This is a genomic window from Paenibacillus sp. N3.4, from assembly GCF_008017805.1.
In the GTDB taxonomy this organism is placed as follows: Bacteria; Bacillota; Bacilli; order Paenibacillales; family NBRC-103111; genus Paenibacillus_E.
This window is the reverse complement of the sequence record NZ_VRTT01000039.1, coordinates 23,388-44,259: the sequence shown is the minus strand read 5'-3', so window position 1 is coordinate 44,259 and position 20,872 is coordinate 23,388. Positions and strand designations below refer to the sequence as shown.

Here is a 20,872-nt window from a genome sequence, read left to right as displayed (position 1 = left end):
ATAGAAGAACAGAGTGGGGGGAGCGGAATGGCAAAGAAGTATAGAAGTCTTGTATGGATGGCATTACCCGGGGTCATCTATTTATTTATTAACAATTACTTACCCATGCTTGGCGCTTTCATAGCTTTTAAGAACATTAACTATACAAAAGGAATTTTGCATAGCGATTGGGTTGGATTTAAAAATTTTGAGTTTCTTTTCAAGTCTCATGATGCCTTCATCATTACCCGCAATACACTGCTCTACAATGGAACGTTTATAATCGTCAATAATTTAATTATCGCACTGCTTGTAGCGCTATTTTTGAACGAAATTAAAAATCGATTTGCACGCAATCTGTACCAAAGTATGATGCTGCTTCCTTTTTTAATTTCCTTTAGCATTGTTGGTTATATTGTCCTTGCTTTTTTTAGTATAGAGCATGGTTTTATCAATAAAGTTATTTTTCCGCTATTGCATATACATCCGATTGAATGGTACTTGGAGCCTAAATACTGGCCTTACATCCTTGTCATGGTTAACACGTGGAAATATGTTGGTTATTCAAGTCTAATCTATTTCGCGGCTATTATCGGAATTAATCAAGAATATTATGAGGCTGCCCGAATGGATGGAGCGAATCGATGGCTGCAAATGACGAAGATCACGCTTCCTCTGATCCGTCCAGTTGTGATCGTTGTGGTGCTTATCCTGATTGGTCGAATATTTTATGCGGATTTTGGCATGTTTTTTCAAGTGCCTTTAAATACGGGGATTCTGTTTTCGACTACGAATGTTATTGATACCTATGTCTACCGAGCGCTATTGGTAACGGGAGATATTGGTATGTCTTCTGCTGCCGGCTTATATCAATCGACGGTTGGTTTTGTGCTCGTGTTACTTGCCAATATGCTGGTAAGAAAATGGGATAAAGAGAGTGCTTTATTTTAAGGGGGATGAATATGGAAGCTAAGTTAGCGAACCGAAATCGTTTTCGAAGTGATAGAGAAGGATCATCCTTGGTGAGCGGTTTATTACATGGGTTCTTCGTATTTATGAGTGCATTTTGTATAATTCCGATTGTTTTGGTAATGATCGCTTCTTTTACGGACGAAAGTATGTTACGTACAAGCGGTTACACCTTTTTTCCGAAGATGTTTAGTTTAGCAGCTTATCACTATTTATTTTTAGATATAGGCCAATTAATTCGGGCTTATGGGGTTACCGTCTTCATTACCGTGGGAGGTACTTTAATCAGCTTACTCCTATCAAGCTTAATTGCCTACCCGATGTCTCGTCTTGATTTTCCGTATCGAAAGATGCTTTCGTTTTATGTGTTTTTTACCATTTTATTAAATGGTGGTTTGGTTCCTTGGTATTTGGTATATACCCAAATCATTGATTTGAGAGACACGATATGGGCACTCATTATTCCAGGTTTACTTATGAATGGATTTAATGTGCTGATCATGCGGACTTTTTTTTCGAACTCTGTTCCTGTTTCCGTGATCGAGTCTGCTCGGATAGACGGAGCTGGCGAGTGGAGAATATTTTTTCAACTGGTTTTGCCGCTCTCGGTTTCCGTAATTGCAACAATAGGCATGTTCACCACACTTGCTTACTGGAATGATTGGTTTAATGGATTGATTTTTATCAGTGAATCGAAATACTTCAGCGTTCAATATTTAATGACGAAGGCGCTATTGAATATTCAATTTTTATCATCACATACGGAAAATGCCAATTCCGCAAAAATGATTTCCGAAATGCCCCAAAATTCTGTCATCATGGCAATGGCTGTTATTGGCGTAGGTCCCATTCTTATTTCATATCCCTTTTTTCAGAAGTATTTGGTAAAGGGCCTTACTGTGGGTTCGGTGAAAGGTTAGTGCTTGATTAGTTTGAGGAGGTGATTGAACAAAACGATTTATGGGATAGGGCTATTTGTCTTATTGTTAGGATAAAGTTGATGTTGAATGAATAACATACGGGGGAGACTTGATAAATATGAAAAAGTATATCGGGATGATGGTGACAATTCTCACAATAGGTGTCGTAATCTCGGGCTGTAATCCTTCAACGACGAAGGAGAATACCGCGAAAAGCAGCACTTCGGAAAGCACGAAGGAGACCGACAAGACTTCATCTTCTAAACTGGATCCATATAAGCTTACGATTGTTTATGCTGCAGGAGCGATTCCCAAAGACTTAAAAGCTGTGCAAGATAAAATGAATACGTATTTAACGGACAAGATTAACGCTACTGTTGAATTGAAACCGATTGAGTGGGGAACTTGGGTTGAAAAGACCAATCTTATGATTGCTACAAATGAACAAATAGATGTTATGATGACTGCGGGCGGTCTTGGTTATTCTCAAAACGTAGCAAAAGGGGCGTTTTTGCCCTTAGATGATCTCATTGCTAAATACGGTGGAGATGTAACGAAAGCATTGCAACCCCAATTTTTAGATGGTACTAGGATAGGCGGGAATATATATGGACTTCCTACGAATAAAGAATTTGGTAGTGTTGATGGTCTCTTGTTTAACAAGGAATTAGTCGATAAATATAAATTTGATATTAGCAAAGTTAACAAGCTCGAGGATATAGAGCCGATGCTGCAAATTATTAAAGACAACGAACCGGGTATCGTTCCTTTCTTTGGACAAGAAGGGCGTCAAATGAGCAATTTTGCAGTTAGTTCTTCGTACTTTGATAATCTTGGCGATTATTTGGGTGGTTTAGATCTTTCTAGCAAGGAATTAAAAGTGGTTAATATTTTTGAATCCCAGGTATTCATGGATTATGCGAAGCTAGCACGTAAGTGGTATCAGGCAAAGTATATGAATCTTGATGCGGCAACTGTCAAAGACTTCGGTGCCATGCAAGCAGGAAAAGCATTCGCCATGTATTCGGAACTGAAACCTGGCAAAGATGCTGAAATGTCCTCAGCCTGGGGAGTTAAGGTCATTCAGAAAGAAATGGTGAACAAGCCTATTACTTTGAATACGACAGGAATTATGACGGCCATTCCTAAGACTTCCAAAGATTCTAAACGGGCTATGATGTTTTTGAACCTGCTCTATGGCGATAAAACGTTACTGAATCTATTTGACTTCGGCATTGAAGGAACTCATTATGTGAAAAAAGATGATACAACCATTGATTTCCCAGCTGGAGTCGACGCTACAAAAGTTGGTTATAAAAACGAACCTTGGATGTGGGGAAATCAAATGTTGACCTATTTATTCCCAAATGAAGATCCGAAGAAATGGGAAAAATTTCGCTCATTTAACGAAACTGCAGATAAATCCCCTGCACTCGGTTTTGCTTGGAATTCGGAATCTTTAACGCAGGAAGTAGCAGCTTGTGGCAGCGTACTCAAGCAATATCAACAGGCTATTATGTCTGGCTCAGTGGACCCAGAAGTCTACATTCCCAAATTGGTTGTTGGGCTTAAAAGCGCAGGTATTGACAAAATCATTGCTGAGAAACAAAAGCAGTTGGACGCATGGAAATTGACAGCCAAAAAATAAGGATTATTTGCGGGGGACCTATCAGATAGGTTCCCTGATTATTATCACGGTTGCTTGATATATAGTAACAACGCTAATGTTTGGTCAGCCTTAATGCCTTACAACACGAATCAGTGGTACGAAGTAAAGGTTATCATAAATACATGGACAGGTACATTTGGCCTGCATATGGATAATGTTTTGATCAATTGCAATAAAAGGCTTGAGGTAGCTGCAAGCGATATAGGCAGAGTAGGTTTTGTATCGTCGGAGGCACCTACAGGCGGCATCTTTTATTTTGACAATGTAACGATTACAAATTAATAGTATTTTCGTATACGATCTAAGTTTCATAGGGGGAAAAAATGTCGAATATGATTAATGTATGGTCTCCGCCAGTAGGTACAACACCGAACCTTACATTCGAGGTACAGGTTAAGCCATCTGATGAGTCTTTATGGGTAGATTTATTTGTATACAATGTAAAATTAGGTCATCAAGATGGGACAGTTTTTAATTCCTCCATGGTAAATTTCGATTTCTCTGGTTCCCTAGATGTGAAGGTCACTTATCAGGGTGAAACTATTAACTGTTATGATATCAGGCCGAATTCATATGGCATAAATGCCGCGCAGATGGGGAATACCCTTATTTTTTCAATTACACAAAACGATGCTTCTCCACGCAAAATAGTTATACGTATCAATGATAGCTGGAATACGGAAAACTTGCATATTCTAACTAATCCGCTGGAAACGAATGTGCCATCTGAGGTCGATCCGAATGTGTATCTTATTCATCCAGGAGATCCAATTCCTTTACAATTACCTGCTGGAAAAGATACGTATTATTTCAAGCCAGGCTTTCACACGCTGCCAAAAGGTTCCTGGGTAGAGGTTGATCTTGGGGCCACGTATTCAATTGATAGAATAGATCTCGGGCAGGCTATAATTAAAATGCAAGGTTTAGGAATGGAACCTCTTTCGTATCCCAACAGATTTCTGGTGGAAACAAAATTAAATGAAAGTGAACCGTATACGACTGCTTATGATGGTACAAGTAATACGCTTATCGGATATATGACCAAGAGCTTCCCACAAAGAAAAGCGCGATATGTGAGATTATTGCTTTTGGGAAGTAATGTTGCTACAGGTTGGGTATTTAGTAATTCTATCAGTGCATTTAAGATTTATGAAGCTGGCGGTACTCTAAATTTGGCTAAGAATCGCGCAATAGCGGGAGCTATGCCTAGCTACAAACATGCAGTCGATGGAAATGAACATACAAGTTATGGTACAAGTTCAAATTATGGGAATTGGCATTCGGGCGAATCCTTCTTTATTTCCCGAAATAACACAACGGTTTATATGGCACCCGGTGCTGTTTGTTATGGGTCCATCTCTTCTGATGAAGTGGATCATGTGACGATAAGAGGTCGGGGCATATTGGATGGCAGTCAATTGCAGCATACGAACCCTCAACCGGGCGAAGGCCGTACAGGCGCCATTTGGTTAAGCAGTGGAAGTGATAATGTATTGGAAGGAATTACGATTATTGATCCAACCATGTGGGCAGTTGTTATGAACTTTTCTACAAGACCGATCGTTAAAAACATGAACATTATTGCCTATGAAGTAAATGCAGATGGCATCCATTTTAGTGGATCCAATCACGGTCTAATTACAGGTGTGTTTATCAGAACGCCGGATGATGATATTGTGATGTATCATTATGGCCCAACTTCCTTTCATACGGTTCAAAATAGCGTATTATGGGGAGATGACGCACATACTATTTTGATAGGTTTGGGAAGTGAGCCAGATGCCCATATAACAGATTTGACATTTCAAAATATAGATGTACTTAATCAACAAGGCGTTTATGTGATTGATAAATTTACCGGCGTATTGAAGTTATGGGCAAACGGGGGAAATCATATTCGAAATATTTTATTTAAAGATATAAGAATAGAAGCGTTCAGAGATCCCTATAAAGCTGCAGTATTTCAATTCAGAACAGATGAACGGTTCCCCGGAGATTTAGATGGAGGAATCATTCAAAACGTTACGTTAGATAACGTTACTTATCGGGGAAGTGGAGAACAGAAAGCTTTAATAAAAGGCGTAAATAGTGGTTCTTATGTAAAAGATGTGTATATAAAAAATTATAGAAGACAAGACAGACTTGTTACAGATATCATTTCCGGACATATGGATATACAAGGCCATGTATCGGATGTTAATTTTATAATTAGGGATTAGTCGGGAGGAATAAAAGATCAAAAAGGGGCGGAACGAATGTAAAAATTCGTCGCTCTTTTTTCGTTCAACCATTTTTGCAAATGTATCCCTTAACAATTGGATAATCATGCATAAAAAAATTGATTATGGCTCATCTACTTGAAAAGAACTTTGGGACTGGCCGAAGCTGAAAATAAAACCAGTTAAGGATAGAGCGGTATTTATTTCGATGCTGTTCATCGCATGGTTATTATCTATGCTGGATCTTCGTGATATGCCGGGTCTTCCTACACTTCTTGAATTTCTCTTTAAGCCTTTAAGAGGACTTATTGAGCAATAGAAAACCGCTAGAAATTCATGAAAATGAGTGCCTGACGGTTTTCTATAAAAGAAGTGCTACGTACTAATTTCTGCTATAATAGTTTGATTTCTTCCGGATGTCTTAGCCTTATACAAGGCCTGGTCGGCCAGATGAATCAGCTCTTCAGCCGAATCGGCGTGAGTAGAAAAGTGAGAGATCCCCAGAGAGACCGTAATCGGATTTCCGATACAATTTACGTTAGTTTCTAAAAGATGACGAATTCGTTCGGCAACAAGATAAGCCTCCTCAGCTGCTCTATGTGGAAGAAGTGCAATGAATTCCTCTCCCCCGAAACGACAACACACATCACTTGGTCGGACCGTTGCTGTCATGATATTAGCGAAGTGTTTCAACACTTCGTCTCCAATTTGATGACCATAAGTGTCATTAATGCTTTTAAAGTAATCAATATCCATAAGAACAACCGAAAACGGAGTAGGCTCCATGATCCATTTGTGCATAATTGTTTCGAGTGTCCTTCGGTTTGTTAATCCGGTCAATGGATCTGTCGTTGCCTCGTGCGTCAATTGATCGGTCTGCTTCTTGACGTCCGTGAATGCATGTCGAATTGCTTCTGATAACCAATCAGCTTCTCGGTTCCAATGTTGCTTCCCTTCAGGGAACTCTACCTTTTCACTACCTATTTTACTCACCAAATTGGCCAAGGAAACGAAAGGTTGAGCCAATCTGCGCGCAAGAAGGATGACGATTAACATCAATAACGAAAACGGAATGATCGTATACAAAAGAATAGCTTTGATATGATGACTCAATTGTTCATTAATAACAAGGATCGGCGACACCACAACTACGCCCCAGCCATTTTCGGGGACCTTTACGTACCCCGCTAATAATGCCTCGCCCTTTAAATTGACCGCCAGTTCATAGCCGCTTTGACCTTGAATAAGCTTTTGGACAACAGAATTAGCGCTGATATTTTCCCCTAACCGAGTATTGTCGCGATGATACAATATATGGCCGTCTGATCCCACTATGTAAAAATAAGAACCTATTTTATCTACTAAATTGTTTCCAAAGATCGTACTTAGGATGTTGTATTCCTCTAAATAAAGAGTTCCGCCGATAAACCCTCGATATGTACCTTCCTTGTCGTATATCGGCTCGCTCATAAATACGATCAAGCGTCCGGTAGCAGCAATGTATGGTTTGGAAAGATAGGACTTTTGCAAGGCCAATGCGGTCTTTGCCGCATCCGTTGTAATATATTTTCCTGCTGAACCGATGGACTTGGGGGACACGTTACGTACAAGACCCGTTTCATCTACGATCGTAATGGAATTAAAATAGTTGCTGCTGTGACGCATTAATTCCAAATTATAAGTGACTTCCTCTTCATTCATGTCGTGTATATTTGTGAAGATATTTGCCGAATAGTACAAGCTGCTCCGCATGGATTTGAACAAAGAATCTATGGTCTGGCTCATTTTGCTTGCGCTTGAAAAATTCAAGGTAAGTGTGGTGTCCATCAGTGATTTTTTTTGTGATTGGTAGGACGCAACGAGCATCATGCTCAGAGTCAGAAAAACAGATAGGGAAACTAGCCCTGTTAGAAGTGTAGTCAAGCTAATTTTGTTCCTTGGCTTTGTTGTTGATGATTCGCTTTGCACAGATACTTTATGCCTCCTAGTATTCTAAAGAAACCGTATATGATTCATCATGCTTAAAACCTAACTATAAATCAAAAGCCCTATGATTGCAGTATGAAATATCGGATGCATAACTTTTTGTAGATTTCTAAACTGCTCCCAATGGTTGTATGTCATTACAATGAATTTACAGATTAAATAATAAAGTGTAGAGTCGCTTGTGATTTCGTTTAATCAGGTTCGTATACCTTGTTAGGTGTCCAACGACAGAAATGTGACCTGATTGGTAATGTTGATGTTACAGCAATTTTCAATAAAAACAGGGCATAATGCTGTCGTAAAAATGCGACAGCATTATGCCCAGCAGTTATTTTATAGGGACCGCCTACAAATCACTTGAAGCATAGAGGATATATCACCGCTTATTTTTCTTCTCAAAAATAAAAATTAATAAAAGACCAATCCTCATTTGATCCATTTATTCAACATTATCTCTCCCTTGGAGAATTGATCATATTTTGAAAGGTCATATTTCTGTCGTTGGACATTAGGCGGAATCACAGCGCAAATTGCATAAAAATAAAAACATGTCGTACAATAACTGTTGTACGACATGTTCTTACAAATTAATACATAATTCTACTGCTAATATTAAGATTAGTATAGTTAATTCAAACTATATTATCAACTGTTTTATTTGTAAAAAGTTTCTATTTTATTCATTTAAAAATATTCCCGCAAGCAGTCCTCTACGTACTCGGAGGCCGATTTTTTCATTTGTTCAACGGTATGTAAATAACGCTGGGTTGTATTAATATGGGAGTGCCCCAAGGTTTCCTGAACCTGCTGCAAGGAAGCACCGTGAAGTAAGGCCAACGTTGCGCTGGTATGTCGAAGCCAATGCGGGGTAGTCTTTTTTCCTATGTTGCACTGCTCGCAGGATGTGCTAATGATCCTCTCTACTTGGCGAACAGATAAGGGGAAAACATGTGTGTCCCTAGGTGCTGTTTGCTTCTCGTGAGGAAGTATATGAGAGTACTCCATAAAAAGTTGCCATAATTCCCTGGGCACCTTTATTTCCCTTTGCTTTCCTCCCTTTCCCTCCATGACATGAAGCCATACCGAGGTTTCAAGCGGATCTTTCCTGAAATGACTCCATTGCATGCCGATTAATTCGGATACTCGTAATCCCAGTAAAACCAAAGATAGACCAATTAGGTAATTGCGATTACTATGCCTCTTTAGCTGCTCGAGCAGACGACCAACCTCTTGCTTGGTTAAATAGTGATGCTTACTGTTGACATGTATTCTCGGTGTGCGCACACTCGACATCGGATTAAGCTTGAATATTTGAATATTGGGGTCGCTTCCCCATTTATACAAAGAGTTCAAAGGTGCTAGGAAGCTTGCTACCGTGGCGGGAGCCAACGGCTTGTTTTGAAAACTGCAAAATCCTTTTATAAGACCTATTTTATAGGCTTCAATTTCTTGCCATGTGACCTCAGAAAGTGATTTGTAGGAAATAAAATGACGGAATAGCTCTATGGCTCTTTGATAATTACGCAGCGTGTATTTGGAACGTACACACACAGACAAGAACATAGAAATGATTTGATCGTCGGAATACTCGTTAATCTGGTTGATTGGGGATAGAAGCTGAGTTGATGTCACTTTTCTGTTCACTATATATTCCTCCTTGAAAAACATGTCGTACAACAGTTATTGTACGACACAAAGTGACAAGAGACCTACCACTAAGTTGCAACAATTGGTGATCATGGCTGCATAGTATGGAGGGATAGGTGGTGGGCAATCGATCATGCAGAGCGGAATAATGCCATTTGAATTAAACATGCTTAGGGAGAAAGATAAGAATACCTATCTTCATAGTTTTAGGGTAGCTAAAATGGCGAAGAAAATGGGGATTCAATTATGTCTTAATGAAGTGGAAAGAGATCGGTTGGTGAAAGGCTGCTTATTTCATGATATCGGTAAATTGTTTATTCCAGAGGAAATCATTGCCAAGCCGGACATACTTACCTTGCTTGAATGGGAGATCATGAAGAAGCACCCGTCCATAGGAGCAGAATGGATAAGGAGCCACCGTTCCATGGATACGAGCATCATTGATATCATTGAATTTCATCATGAGCGTTGGGATGGGCAGGGATATCCATGCGGTTTAAAAGGAACGGAAATTCCAGCTTATGCCCGAATCTGCGCGATTATTGACGCTTTCGACTCGATGATTTCGGAGAGACCCTATCACAGGGGGCTATCTGTTGAAGAGGCGAAGGAGCAGCTACTTCTTCACAGTGACACGCAATTTGATCGTTATTACGTCATGGAGTTTTTAGATTTACTTCATCAAGAGGCAGAACGAAATTCAATCGTATCATACAATGATAATGAGGTGCTTTTATGAATTGGTATTCACATTTAAAAACATCAGCTAAGCTCATTCTTGGATTTGTTCTGGTTTCAATGATAGTCGTTGCAGTTGGCATTTATGGGTTAGTGAATCTAAATACGATGAATGGAAATATAAATGAGATCTACGGTAATAACTTGATTTCGATTCGTGATGTATCCGCGAGCATGATCGGTTATCAAAAGATGCGTGTTGCCGTTCGTGATATAAGCACAACGCCGACCAAAGAAGCAAAGGATAAAATATCGGCCGATATTCCTGGATTTAAAAAGGAAGTAACCGATAAATTAGATTCTTATCGGGAAACGGAATTGACGAAGCCTGAACAAGATCAATTGAAGATACTCGATGCGGAGTTGGCTGCTTATCTGAAAATATATGATACAGCCTTACAACTTTCCTATAAAGATGATCAGGCCGAATTCAATGCATTTAAGAATACGGAATTAAGCGCACAGGGCGATAAATTGAGAACGAACTTACAGAAACTGATTGACCTCAATGTGCAAATTGCAACAGCAACCAATGAAAAATCCAAACAAACCTATTCAACAGCTCGGGCTGCAACGATTGCAGTCATTATTGTTTCTCTTATCCTCAGTATTTTATTAGGCTACCTCATCGCTCAATCCATAGCTCGTCCTTTAAATAAAATTGTGTCCTTGGTAGGTAAGGTGGCCGAAGGAGACCTCCGTGAAAAGTCGGACATCCAGACCAAAGATGAAATTGGAACCCTTTCAAGCTCTATGAATCATATGATCGATAATTTAAGAGGTCTCATTGGAGGCATTATTCAATCTTCAGAGAGCGTAGCAGCCGCTTCGGAGCAAATATCTGCAAGCACGGAAGAAATTGCCAACGGCAATGCCAATCAAGCACAGTCGGCTCAGTCTATTTCCGAGCTGTTCGCAGAGCTCTCAACGGCGATTACATTCGTTGCCCAAAGCGCCGAGCAAGCGGCGGAACTATCTAATAACACGGTCCAGACTGCCGGTGAAGGCGGACAGGTTGTAGATGCTTCGATTAACGGCATGCAGGCCGTCAATAAAACGATGTCTCGATTGGAGGATGACTCCAATAAAATCGGAGAAATCATTGAGGTCATTGATGATATTGCGGATCAAACCAATTTGCTTGCTCTGAATGCAGCGATCGAAGCGGCTAGAGCAGGAGATCAGGGTAGAGGCTTTGCCGTTGTCGCAGATGAGGTTAGGAAATTAGCTGAAAGAAGCAGTGCGGCAACGAAAGAAATCTCATCCATTATTAAAGTTATGCAGGAAAACACCAAGATGAGTGTAGTCGCAGTTTTGGACAGTGTTTCACAATCAACACAAACCGGTCATGCATTCAAAAAGATCGCTGAGATGGTTAACACATCAGCCAACAAGGTCAACGAAATTGCAGCTGCATGTCAAGAGGAAGCTGCGCAAGCGTCCGAAGTCATGCAATCGGTTGAATCGATAGCAGCAGCCAGTGAAGAAGCAGCTGCAGCATCGGAGGAAACTGCGGCTACGTGTCAGTCGCTTGCACATTTAGCTGATGAACTGAATGCATCCGTTTCTGTATTTAAGATTAAATAAATATGCTGGATGTGATGGATATGACAACGCTAAAGCAAGAAATGTACATAGAAATGGTTATAGGTAAAGAAAATTATGCGATAAACATACAGGATATACATGAAATTATTAAGATGCAGCCAATCACTGACATTCCGAACTGCAGATCCTATGTGAAAGGGGTTATTAATCTTCGAGGAAAAGTTGTTCCTGTCATCAGCCTTCGTCACTTATTTGGTTTACCGGATGTGGAGGAAACCAAAGCAACACGTATTGTTGTTGTCAAACATAAGGAAGAATCGATAGGTCTTATCGTCGATTATGTGAATAAAGTTTCAACCTATGATGAAATACAGCCTCCGCCTGAAAGGATAGGGGGCATAAGCGGAGCATACTTTCTAGGAATTGGGCTTCGAGAAGGCCATCTTGTCGGGATTTTACAAATGGATGAAATATTACTTCAAGAATAGGTAGTGATGGCTCATTATGGAGGATATTTCGGTTTATCGAGAGGCTTTTGTAGAAGAACTGATTGAACAGTTGGAAAAGATGGATCAAGATCTGCTGGCATTGGAACAAAGTGAATCGGACGAATTGATTCAATCCATATTTCGCGCAGCGCATACAATTAAAGGCTCATCTGCGGCAATGGGCTTCAATGAAATGAAGGATCTGACCCACGAAGTGGAGCATATGCTCGATTTGGTCAGAGGTAAGAAACGTGCTATAGATAGTGCACTTATCAATCTGTTATTTCAAGCGTTGGATTTTCTAAAACTGCTTCGTGATGAATATATGGCAGGAATACCCTGCACAGATGTAAAGCCCTTCATAACTATTGTCCAAAATTTTGCTGAGCAACCGACATTTCTGGCAGAAGGCCGAGAAGTTAAAGGTCAGCCGTACAAAATTCAGCTTGTACTTTCTGATGACTGTCAGATGAAAGCAGCTCGATTTCATTTAATTGTCAAAAAGCTTAGGGAAGAATACGGGCATGTTGTGGTTCCCAATCCTCTGCTAGAAGAAACAGAGGAGCTTGCAGATGATGCCTTGTACAGGAACGTCGATGTGGTTCTGAGTACAGATTATGAGGCAAGTCATATTGAGTTTGTTTTGAAATCATTGATGGATGTTGAACATGCAGAGCTCACGTTATTGGCGGATATTTCACTGGAGCGGCAAGAGGAAGATCCGTTGAACACGGAGAAGCCGATAGCTTTGGAAAATAGACCAAAGCAGACTGCGCCGACCATTCGGGTTAGTGTAGAGAGATTAGAGCATTTAATGAATTTGGTCGGAGAGCTTCTCATCGATCAAACTTCCTTTGTACAACTAAAGAATTCTTTGTACAGTCGATTCTCAAATGAGGATTTTTATGGAAGATTTGAGGAGATCTCTGATCGTATGTCGGGTATTGTGAGCGAATTGCAGGAGAGCGTGATGAAAGCCAGAATGCTTCCTATTGAGCATTTATTTAATCGTATGCCCCGTATGGTGCGGGATCTCTCGCAAAAATTGGACAAGCAAGTTGAACTTGTGCTTGACGGTAAAGAAACGGAATTGGATCGTACGCTTATAGAGGAATTAGGGGATCCGTTGATTCATTTAATTCGAAATGCAATCGATCACGGCATTGAATCGGCAGCAATCAGACAGAGCAAAGGAAAGGCAAAAGAGGGCATCATCAGGCTTGATGCTTATCATGAAGACAATCAAATTATTATCACCGTGGAGGATAACGGAGCAGGCATATCCGCAGAGAAGATCAAGCAATCTGCTCTGAGCAAGCAAATCATTACGGAAGAAGAAGCACAGAGGCTTTCGGAGCGAGATGCCCTATACTTAATCTTTCGACCGGGATTTTCCACAGCCTCTTCTATAAGTGAAGTATCCGGACGGGGCGTAGGAATGGATATTGTGCGCAATCAAATAGAGAGATTGAATGGACTTATCGATATCCATACGGAAATGGATGTTGGAACACGGTTTACGATCCGATTACCACTGACATTGGCCATCATTACTGGGCTTATGGTTAAAGTTAGCGGACGTATCTTTGCGATTCCAATGAGCAATGTTTTGGAAATTGTGAGGCTTCCAAGAGAACGTATACAAACCATTCGTGGGGAGAAGGTTATTGTGATCCGGGATCAGATTATCCCGCTGGTCTGGCTAAATGACATATTAAATTATCCCCAAGCTGTTACAGAGTTTTCAAAAGTGCTGCCTGTAGTTATCGTAGGTTCCGCGGATAAAAAAGTGGCATTAGCCGTCGATGAGCTCATCGGCAATCAGGAAATCGTCATCAAATCGATGGGTTCTTTTCTTGGGAAAACTAATTTCATAGCAGGCGCAACCATACTTGGCAATGGTAGAGTGGCTCTTATACTGGAAGTGGCGTATCTGGTTAAGCAAATATGAGCAATATGAATTGGACTTGACTAGTGAGTTGTTATTAGGTAGCTAGTAACCGATCTAAGCGTACTGCAGGCGTAATTTTAAAAGCATGTACAGGGAAATAATAAAAGGAAATGAGCTGACAGTAACATCCTGCAGCTCATTTTTTATATTAGCTAGCTAACTTTGAAAAATTCAATTTGCTTCTTTAAGCTGGTGGACTGCTCTCGCAGTAGATCGGAGGATGCGGCGATTTCCTGCATCACGGCTGTTTGCTCCTGAGTTGAAGCAAATACGCCTTTAGCGCCCACGCTAATATGGGATGCAATGTCTGCAACATCTCTAGCCTCAGTTAGGGTAATCTGAACTTGTTCAGCTTGGATAGCAACCATCCCCGCAATGTGATCTACGGTTGCGGCTACTTCAACAGCCTCGTGGACAATGACTTGAAAGGCGGATTCAACAGACTCACCCCGTGCTGATTCCGTATTGGCTATTTCAAATTGTTCAGTAATTTTGAGTACCGTATTTTTTACTTCGGATTGCATTTCACTGATGAGTTGATTAATGTTGTTTACTGCATGTGAGCTTTGTTCGGCTAGTTTTTTTACTTCTCCGGCTACAACGGTGAAGCCTTTTCCATGCTCACCCGCGCGGCAGCCTCAATAGAAGCATTTAAAGCCAACAAGTGTGTCTGATTGGCGAATTCACCTACAACATTCGAAATATCACTGATTGTATGTGCATTGCTCTCCAGGCGCATGACGACTTGTATCGATTCTTGATTAGAGACCGCAAGTTTGCGCATCCCATGAACTAAAGATTGTATCACTTTGGTGTTATCCTCGATAGACGCCACCATTTGCTTAGTCAATCGTTGTGCGGTATTTGCCTTTTCGTTAATATCATCCGTAGCTTTGGTGATCTGTTCCACGGACACGAACATCGATTCGGAGGATTTGGATTGCCGCTCCGCGCCGTTAGCAATTTCTTCTATGGTAGTTGTTATAAGTTCAACTTGAGCAGTTGCCTGTCCAATCGCCATTCGTAATTCATCGACATGTGTATTGGTTCCTTTAAAATTCGTTGAAATTCCTTCAATGATACTTCGAACATTTTCAATCATCTTAGCGAAAGAAAGTCCTAATGCTCGTAATTCATCATCCGATTTATTAGGAATAATCTGTACTTGCAAATTACCGATGGAAGCATGGTTGGCCGCGTCGGTGAGAAGAAGTAACGGTTTAACGAGCCATTTCGCAGCGATCCAGCCTAGAAAGCCTGTCCAAAAAACGCCCATAGATAAGGTGATGACGATGAAGAGCCAACCAGAAACGTAATCTTTAAATAAATCTTGTAACATAAAAATAAAAAAAGCGCTTGTTGCATAGGTTACGGCTGAAACGACCGTGATTCCCAGCACCATCTTTTTGACAATACTAAATGTAGCTTTCCTCATCGCCCCTGTCCCCAATCTTGTACCCTTTTTTGAAAATATAGCACCATTTTTGGGGAATGGATGTGACATTTATCACAAGTAAGAGCTAACAAATTCTAACACGAAAAAATTCCCGCATTTTGTAAGAATGACGTTTCTAATTGCGAATATGTGGTTATTAGATAAGTAATTACCTAATTAGTGGTTTTCCTCATAAATATGTAATGCTTAACTTATATTTTTTTAACATTATTCGTGTAAAATAGACATACAAGATTATTTGATATAGAGTATTTAGCTATAATAGGCATTGCTTTGGAGGGATGTAGAGTGGTCCCATTATATGAAATAGAGAAAAAAATAGAAGATAAAAGGAAAGAATTGAATCAAGCAAGCAACCACTATGATCTGCTTTCTGACTTTATACTTAAACTCTCTCATGAGTTGGATGAACTGCTGAATAGATACGACAATCTATGTGCCTCGAATTAATCATCCGATTACAGCCTGGGATGTTTCCAACTTCTCTACAAAAGCCGCCGCAGCTTTTAAATAGCGGCATATTTTTTTAGTGATGAATTCCGATCTTGGTCGACGGAATGGTTGCCTCAATGTCAACTTCGAACAAACTGCCTTCTTTTAATTCCTTAGCTGCAAACTCATTGGTTACGAAAGAAACATCGAATCCTTACGTTCTACAACTCGAAATTCATCATATAGACACCATCTATAGCTAGTATCGAAACTATCAATTATTTGAATGCTTCATCTATCCTTATAATAGAACGTAGAGGAAGTTAAACCAAATTATATTGATGGAGGCGATACTTGTTGAATCAGACATCTGTATCCATTGAAGAGTTAAGTATCAATACAATTAGAACGTTAACCATTGATGCGGTTGAGAAGGCGGCTATGGGACATCCCGGTATGCCGATGGGAGCGGCTCCGATGGCGTATGCCCTTTGGACCCGGCACTTAAAGCATAATCCGGTTAATCCCAAATGGGTGGATCGGGATCGCTTCGTCCTTTCAGCCGGACATGGCTCGATGCTGCTATACAGTCTTTTACACCTAAGCGGCTACGATGTTACGATCGAAGACATTAAGGAATTCCGCCAATGGGGAAGCCGGACGCCGGGACATCCGGAATTTGGTCATACGGACGGTGTCGAGGCAACAACTGGACCGCTTGGGCAAGGCGTAGCGATGGCAGTAGGGATGGCCATGGCCGAAGCGCATCAGGCATCGGTCTATAATCAAGAAGGCTTTCCGCTCGTCAATCACTTTACTTATGCGATTTGCGGTGATGGCGATTTGATGGAAGGCGTTTCAGGTGAGGCTGCTTCGTTAGCTGGCCATTTAAAGTTGGGTAAACTAATTGTGTTATACGATTCCAATGATATTTCGTTAGATGGCGAATTGAACATGTCCTTCTCCGAGAATATTCGCACACGCATTGAATCTTATGGCTGGCAGTACCTTCGCGTTGAAGAGCAGAACAATGTGGATGCGATTTCTGCTGCGATCGAAGAAGGAAAGGCGGATTTGAACCGCCCAACTCTGATTGAGATCAAAACAACGATTGGTTACGGCAGTCCTAACAAAGCGGGTAAAGGCGGCCACGGCGGTACGCACGGCAGTCCGCTGGGTAAAGAAGAACTGCTGTTGACGAAGCAGGCTTTGGGTTGGCCGTTAGAGCCGGACTTCTACGTTCCTGCTGAGGTTATCGAACATTTCGCCGGGTACAAGCAGCTGGGCGTCCAAGCCGAGAGCAGTTGGGAACAGCTTTGGAATAACTACAAAGCTGCTTACCCTGAGCTCGCTCAGCAGTTCGAGCTTGCGTCCCGCGGCGATTTGCCTGCAGATTGGAACGCTGATGTGCCGCGCTTTACCCCAGAGAGCGGCGCAATTTCAACACGCACCGCATCAGGCAAAGTGATTAACGGCCTCGCGAAGCGGGTACCTCATCTTGTAGGCGGTTCGGCTGACCTTGCGAGCTCCAACTTCACTATGATCACGGATGAAGCGGCATTCAGCGCCGCGGATTACAGCGGCCGCAATTTTTGGTTTGGTGTACGAGAATTTGCAATGGGTGCCGCACTGAACGGTATGCTGCTGCACGGTGGCTTGCGTGCTTTCGGCGACGTTCCTAGTCTTCAGCGATTACTTGCGTGGCGCGATTCGGTTGTCCGCATTGATGAAACTGCCTGTTGCATATGTATTCACGCATGACAGTATCGCAGTAGGTGAAGATGGTCCGACCCATCAACCGATAGAGCAAATTCCATCCTTGCGGATGATTCCCGATTTGACGCTATTCCGTCCTGCAGATGCCAACGAAACAGCTGCTGCCTGGGAGTATACGCTGCAAGCGAAGGAAGGTCCGTTCGTCTTCGCGCTCTCGCGTCAAAATTTACCGGTGCTGCCTGGCACGGATAAGCTTGCTTTTGCCCATATTCATCAAGGCGCTTACGTACTATCTGACGTTGATGCTGGTACAACACCTGATGTGCAGCTCATAGCCACTGGCTCTGAAGTTACCTTAGCACTTGACGTTAAGAAGCTATTGGCGCAAGATGGAATTGGAGCGAGAGTGGTTTCCATGCCAAGCCGAGAACTGTTTGAGCAGCAAACTTTAGAAGTCCAACAGTCCGTTCTTTCGCCGCAAGTGAAAGCCAATGTTGTCATTGAGATGGCTTATCCTGCGGGATGGGAAGAAATTACGGGGGGCGAAGGCTTCGTAGTCGGCATCCGTAAATTCGGTTCATCAGCGAAGGCAGATAAAGTCATTCGTGAATATGGCTTTACCGCAGAAGCAATCGTACAACAAATCAGACAGAAGTATTTCCAATAACAACCCCAAGAGGGAGAAAAGGTAGGGATACAGGATGAAATTGTTTATCGACACAGCCAATGTAGAAGAAATTCGTAAAGCTCACGCGCTGGGCGTTGTTGCAGGAGTGACAACGAACCCGTCGCTTATCGCTAAAGAAGGAAGAGACTTTTTCGAAACTGTGAAGGAGATCATCACCATCGTTGGCGATGTACCGATCAGCGCAGAAGTCGTTTCACTGAAAGCGGACGAGATGGTTGAACAAGGCAAAAAGTTGGCTGAACTAAGCCCTAACGTAGTGATTAAGCTGCCAATGACATTGGATGGACTGCAAGCGACTAGCGTGTTCAGATCATTGAACATTCCAACGAATGTAACCTTGATATTCAGCTCGACGCAAGCATTGCTTGCTGCTCGTGCCGGCGCGACTTACGTGTCGCCTTTCATCGGTCGTTTGGATGATATCAACCAAGTTGGTATGAATTTGATCAAAGAAATCAGCCAAATCTTCCAAGTACATGGTATCAAATCAGAAATCATTTCTGCTAGCGTGCGTCACTCTGCACATGTCATTGAAGCGGCACTTGCAGGATCACATATCGCTACAGTACCTTATAAAGTTATTGAATCGATGAGCAAACATCCGCTTACAGATGCGGGAATCGAGAAATTTTTGGCTGATTGGGAAGGCGCGAATCAAACCAAGTTTTAAGCATGCACCAGAGAAAGACTTGCTGTAAAAAGCGGGCTACTGATAAAGTCTTGTCGACGTTTTTCTAAGATGAAAATGGACCGTTTTTAGCCTGTAAAATGGCTTTTAACGGTCTTTTCGTTGTTTTTCTGTCTCATCATACTTAAAAATTATTGCTTCACAGAAAAAAAATCAGTGGCTTATGGGCTAGTGAATGGTGTTTTTAGTTCAGTGGTCTACTTAAACTGTAAGAGTGCAGTTATTTTCGATTGTAATCGTTTTTTAGTACGGAAATCGTGCAAATCTACAGGTATTCCGATTTTTTTTGTCCTAATTAGAGATAGGGTGAATGAAAACATGTATTTTCGCATGAATGATAAGCTGCTGGATAAATCGAGTTATTTAAAAATGTACAATTGCAGGCTTTCTCCAACTATAGTCCCTGCATTGCACTTCGCCCAATCTCATAGCGCACAACGTGTTTGCCATCCGCACCGGTCATTGGAGAAAACCAACCCTTTGCGCAGAGTACTTGCAATGATCGAACAGCGGTACGATGGTTGATGTTTAAGTGAGTTGCTACATCTATAGCCTGCAAATGGTACTGGATAAATGAGGCATGTGCCTTTTCGAAATTCATCATTGACGCTCCTCCCCAATGACAGAAAAACGCCCCGTTTCCATTCGCAAAGGAATGGAGTGGGACGTTCTTCGTCGCATAATTTGATTATACTGCGAGACCGCTCATTAAACTAGTCCTGCTAAATGGATGACAGCGGAGAGCTTAGGGAGCGTTCCACACGCTGAGAAAGGCTGGCAGTGGGCTTACCACCTCCAATTTCCGTAAGCCGCCAAAAACTGCGAGGGCTCGCTGTAAAAAAACGGGTCTTTTTTTGCACAATCGGCTATAGTAGCAATAGGAAAGTATTTGAATAATAAGGAGTCAGCTACCCTATGATTATTAGCAATGTCGAACATTTTGAACAAGAGCGCCATTTATGGCCCTCAGCTGTACAAAGAGGGATCGATTACATATTGAATCGTAAACTGGGCGAAGCAGCTGTCGGGAGATATGAGCTTGAGGGGGAGAATGGTGAACTCATGTTTGCTTTGGTTCAAGAGCTAATCACACGTCCCTCCCAAGAGCAAAAGCCTGAATCCCATCAGACCTATACAGACATTCAATTTCTTATAAGCGGGGAAGAAAAAATTTGTTCTTACAAGCTCCATGCCGGTGCCAAAGTGGAGCAAAACCATTTGGATACGCGTGATATCGTCTTCTATGAATCAGATCCCTCCCAGGACGAAACGGAAGTGCTTCTGCAACCAGGCATGTTCGCCATTTTCTTTCCTTCGGACATTCATCGCCCGAATTGTTGGATCCGCGAGGAAATGCCGATCAAAAAAATCGTTATCAAAATCCATAAAGATCTCCTTAAATAGAAAAGATTGCCGACAATCTACCCGGAAGGGCAGACATGCGGCAATCTTTTTTATGTCACAATCGTTCATTCAGCTGTGACACCTTTTATTTTTTGTTAATTTCTAGCAGCAGCTTCGCTTGAATATCCAACTGTTTATCTACAGAGACAGGGTCTCCTGCGATAAAACTCACTGGTTACAACCTGCGATTTTCCTTCACAGCAGGGAGGTTTTTCCAAACACCATTACTCTTTAGTTCTTCCTCGCGAGCCTTGCTGTTCTCACCTGCATTAATCGTCAAAAAGATATAATCGCTAATGTAATTCGGCAAAGTTTCCATGGTGACCGGTAACCAAGTTTTGTTTTGATCGAACAAGCTATTTCGACGTCGTGAG

Annotated in this window: 17 protein-coding genes and 2 pseudogenes; 13 read left to right on the top strand and 6 right to left on the bottom strand. The window is 41.7% G+C overall.

The annotated features are described in order from the left end of the window. Nucleotides 1–27: 27 nt before the first annotated feature. From FU659_RS19650 to FU659_RS19635, 5 genes are all read left to right on the top strand, one after another. Nucleotides 28–930, top strand: coding sequence for an ABC transporter permease (locus FU659_RS19650; RefSeq protein ID WP_147949125.1), 903 nt, complete (start codon nucleotides 28–30; stop codon nucleotides 928–930). 11 nt (nucleotides 931–941) lie between these two features. Further along, nucleotides 942–1,868, top strand: a complete 927-nt coding sequence (locus tag FU659_RS19645) for a carbohydrate ABC transporter permease (protein ID WP_187274266.1) — start codon at nucleotides 942–944, stop codon at nucleotides 1,866–1,868. A 328-nt stretch (nucleotides 1,869–2,196) separates the two neighbouring features. Beyond that, nucleotides 2,197–3,516: an ABC transporter substrate-binding protein gene (locus FU659_RS19640; protein ID WP_222708588.1), complete on the top strand. Its 1,320-nt coding sequence runs from the start codon at nucleotides 2,197–2,199 to the stop codon at nucleotides 3,514–3,516. A 93-nt stretch (nucleotides 3,517–3,609) separates the two neighbouring features. Next, nucleotides 3,610–3,819, top strand: a complete 210-nt coding sequence (locus tag FU659_RS35660; protein ID WP_187274264.1) for a hypothetical protein — start codon at nucleotides 3,610–3,612, stop codon at nucleotides 3,817–3,819. 41 nt (nucleotides 3,820–3,860) lie between these two features. Then, the gene (locus tag FU659_RS19635) at nucleotides 3,861–5,756 is read left to right on the top strand and encodes a glycosyl hydrolase family 28 protein (protein ID WP_147949123.1); all 1,896 of its coding nucleotides are present in this window, start codon (nucleotides 3,861–3,863) and stop codon (nucleotides 5,754–5,756) included. Nucleotides 5,757–6,131: 375 nt separating this feature from the next. Here the strand turns inward: FU659_RS19635 and FU659_RS19630 are convergent, their stop codons facing one another. Then, complete coding sequence (locus tag FU659_RS19630; RefSeq protein ID WP_261807930.1) at nucleotides 6,132–7,724, bottom strand: sensor domain-containing diguanylate cyclase; 1,593 nt, start codon at nucleotides 7,722–7,724, stop codon at nucleotides 6,132–6,134. A 702-nt stretch (nucleotides 7,725–8,426) separates the two neighbouring features. Continuing rightward, a complete protein-coding gene (locus FU659_RS19625; RefSeq protein ID WP_397356110.1) occupies nucleotides 8,427–9,389 on the bottom strand; it encodes a tyrosine-type recombinase/integrase in 963 nt (320 codons plus the stop codon). Nucleotides 9,390–9,522: 133 nt separating this feature from the next. On the opposite strand from FU659_RS19625, the gene FU659_RS19620 reads away from it, so the two are divergent. The 4 genes from FU659_RS19620 to FU659_RS19605 are packed head-to-tail and all read left to right on the top strand — an operon-like array spanning nucleotide 9,523 to nucleotide 14,114. Beyond that, nucleotides 9,523–10,128 carry an HD-GYP domain-containing protein gene (locus FU659_RS19620; protein WP_261807928.1) on the top strand — a complete coding sequence of 202 codons (606 nt, stop codon included), beginning with the start codon at nucleotides 9,523–9,525 and terminating at the stop codon, nucleotides 10,126–10,128. Beyond that, nucleotides 10,125–11,714: a methyl-accepting chemotaxis protein gene (locus FU659_RS19615; RefSeq protein WP_147949121.1), complete on the top strand. Its 1,590-nt coding sequence runs from the start codon at nucleotides 10,125–10,127 to the stop codon at nucleotides 11,712–11,714. The genes FU659_RS19620 and FU659_RS19615 overlap by 4 nt, the downstream gene beginning before the upstream one ends. Nucleotides 11,715–11,734: 20 nt before the next feature. After that, complete coding sequence (locus FU659_RS19610; RefSeq protein WP_147949120.1) at nucleotides 11,735–12,163, top strand: chemotaxis protein CheW; 429 nt, start codon at nucleotides 11,735–11,737, stop codon at nucleotides 12,161–12,163. Nucleotides 12,164–12,179: 16 nt separating this feature from the next. Continuing rightward, entirely contained in the window at nucleotides 12,180–14,114 is a 1,935-nt protein-coding gene (locus FU659_RS19605; protein ID WP_147949119.1) for a chemotaxis protein CheA, read from the top strand. 152 nt (nucleotides 14,115–14,266) lie between these two features. Here FU659_RS19605 and FU659_RS19600 read toward each other — a convergent pair. After that, nucleotides 14,267–14,689 (bottom strand): annotated as a pseudogene (locus tag FU659_RS19600) (methyl-accepting chemotaxis protein); the annotation flags it as partial. 20 nt (nucleotides 14,690–14,709) lie between these two features. After that, nucleotides 14,710–15,549: a methyl-accepting chemotaxis protein gene (locus FU659_RS19595; RefSeq protein WP_187274263.1), complete on the bottom strand. Its 840-nt coding sequence runs from the start codon at nucleotides 15,547–15,549 to the stop codon at nucleotides 14,710–14,712. 309 nt (nucleotides 15,550–15,858) lie between these two features. Here FU659_RS19595 and FU659_RS38915 point away from each other — a divergent pair, with 309 nt between their 5' ends. The 3 genes and pseudogenes from FU659_RS38915 (at nucleotide 15,859) to fsa (ending at nucleotide 19,076) form a co-directional block, all read left to right on the top strand. Next, nucleotides 15,859–16,020 carry an aspartyl-phosphate phosphatase Spo0E family protein gene (locus tag FU659_RS38915; protein ID WP_187274262.1) on the top strand — a complete coding sequence of 54 codons (162 nt, stop codon included), beginning with the start codon at nucleotides 15,859–15,861 and terminating at the stop codon, nucleotides 16,018–16,020. A gap of 339 nt (nucleotides 16,021–16,359) precedes the next feature. Beyond that, nucleotides 16,360–18,385: pseudogene (gene tkt, locus FU659_RS19585) on the top strand (transketolase). 34 nt (nucleotides 18,386–18,419) lie between these two features. After that, on the top strand, nucleotides 18,420–19,076 hold the full coding sequence (gene fsa, locus FU659_RS19580) for a fructose-6-phosphate aldolase (RefSeq protein WP_147949115.1): 657 nt from the start codon (nucleotides 18,420–18,422) through the stop codon (nucleotides 19,074–19,076). A 412-nt stretch (nucleotides 19,077–19,488) separates the two neighbouring features. Here fsa and FU659_RS19575 read toward each other — a convergent pair whose 3' ends face one another. After that, complete coding sequence (locus FU659_RS19575; RefSeq protein ID WP_147949114.1) at nucleotides 19,489–19,698, bottom strand: hypothetical protein; 210 nt, start codon at nucleotides 19,696–19,698, stop codon at nucleotides 19,489–19,491. A 311-nt stretch (nucleotides 19,699–20,009) separates the two neighbouring features. On the opposite strand from FU659_RS19575, the gene FU659_RS19570 reads away from it, so the two are divergent. Then, entirely contained in the window at nucleotides 20,010–20,498 is a 489-nt protein-coding gene (locus FU659_RS19570; RefSeq protein WP_147949113.1) for a NanQ anomerase/TabA/YiaL family protein, read from the top strand. Nucleotides 20,499–20,673: 175 nt separating this feature from the next. On the opposite strand, the gene FU659_RS19565 is transcribed toward FU659_RS19570, so the two are convergent. Beyond that, nucleotides 20,674–20,853 carry an ABC transporter substrate-binding protein gene (locus FU659_RS19565; protein ID WP_187274261.1) on the bottom strand — a complete coding sequence of 60 codons (180 nt, stop codon included), beginning with the start codon at nucleotides 20,851–20,853 and terminating at the stop codon, nucleotides 20,674–20,676. Between the last annotated feature and the right edge of the window lie 19 nt (nucleotides 20,854–20,872).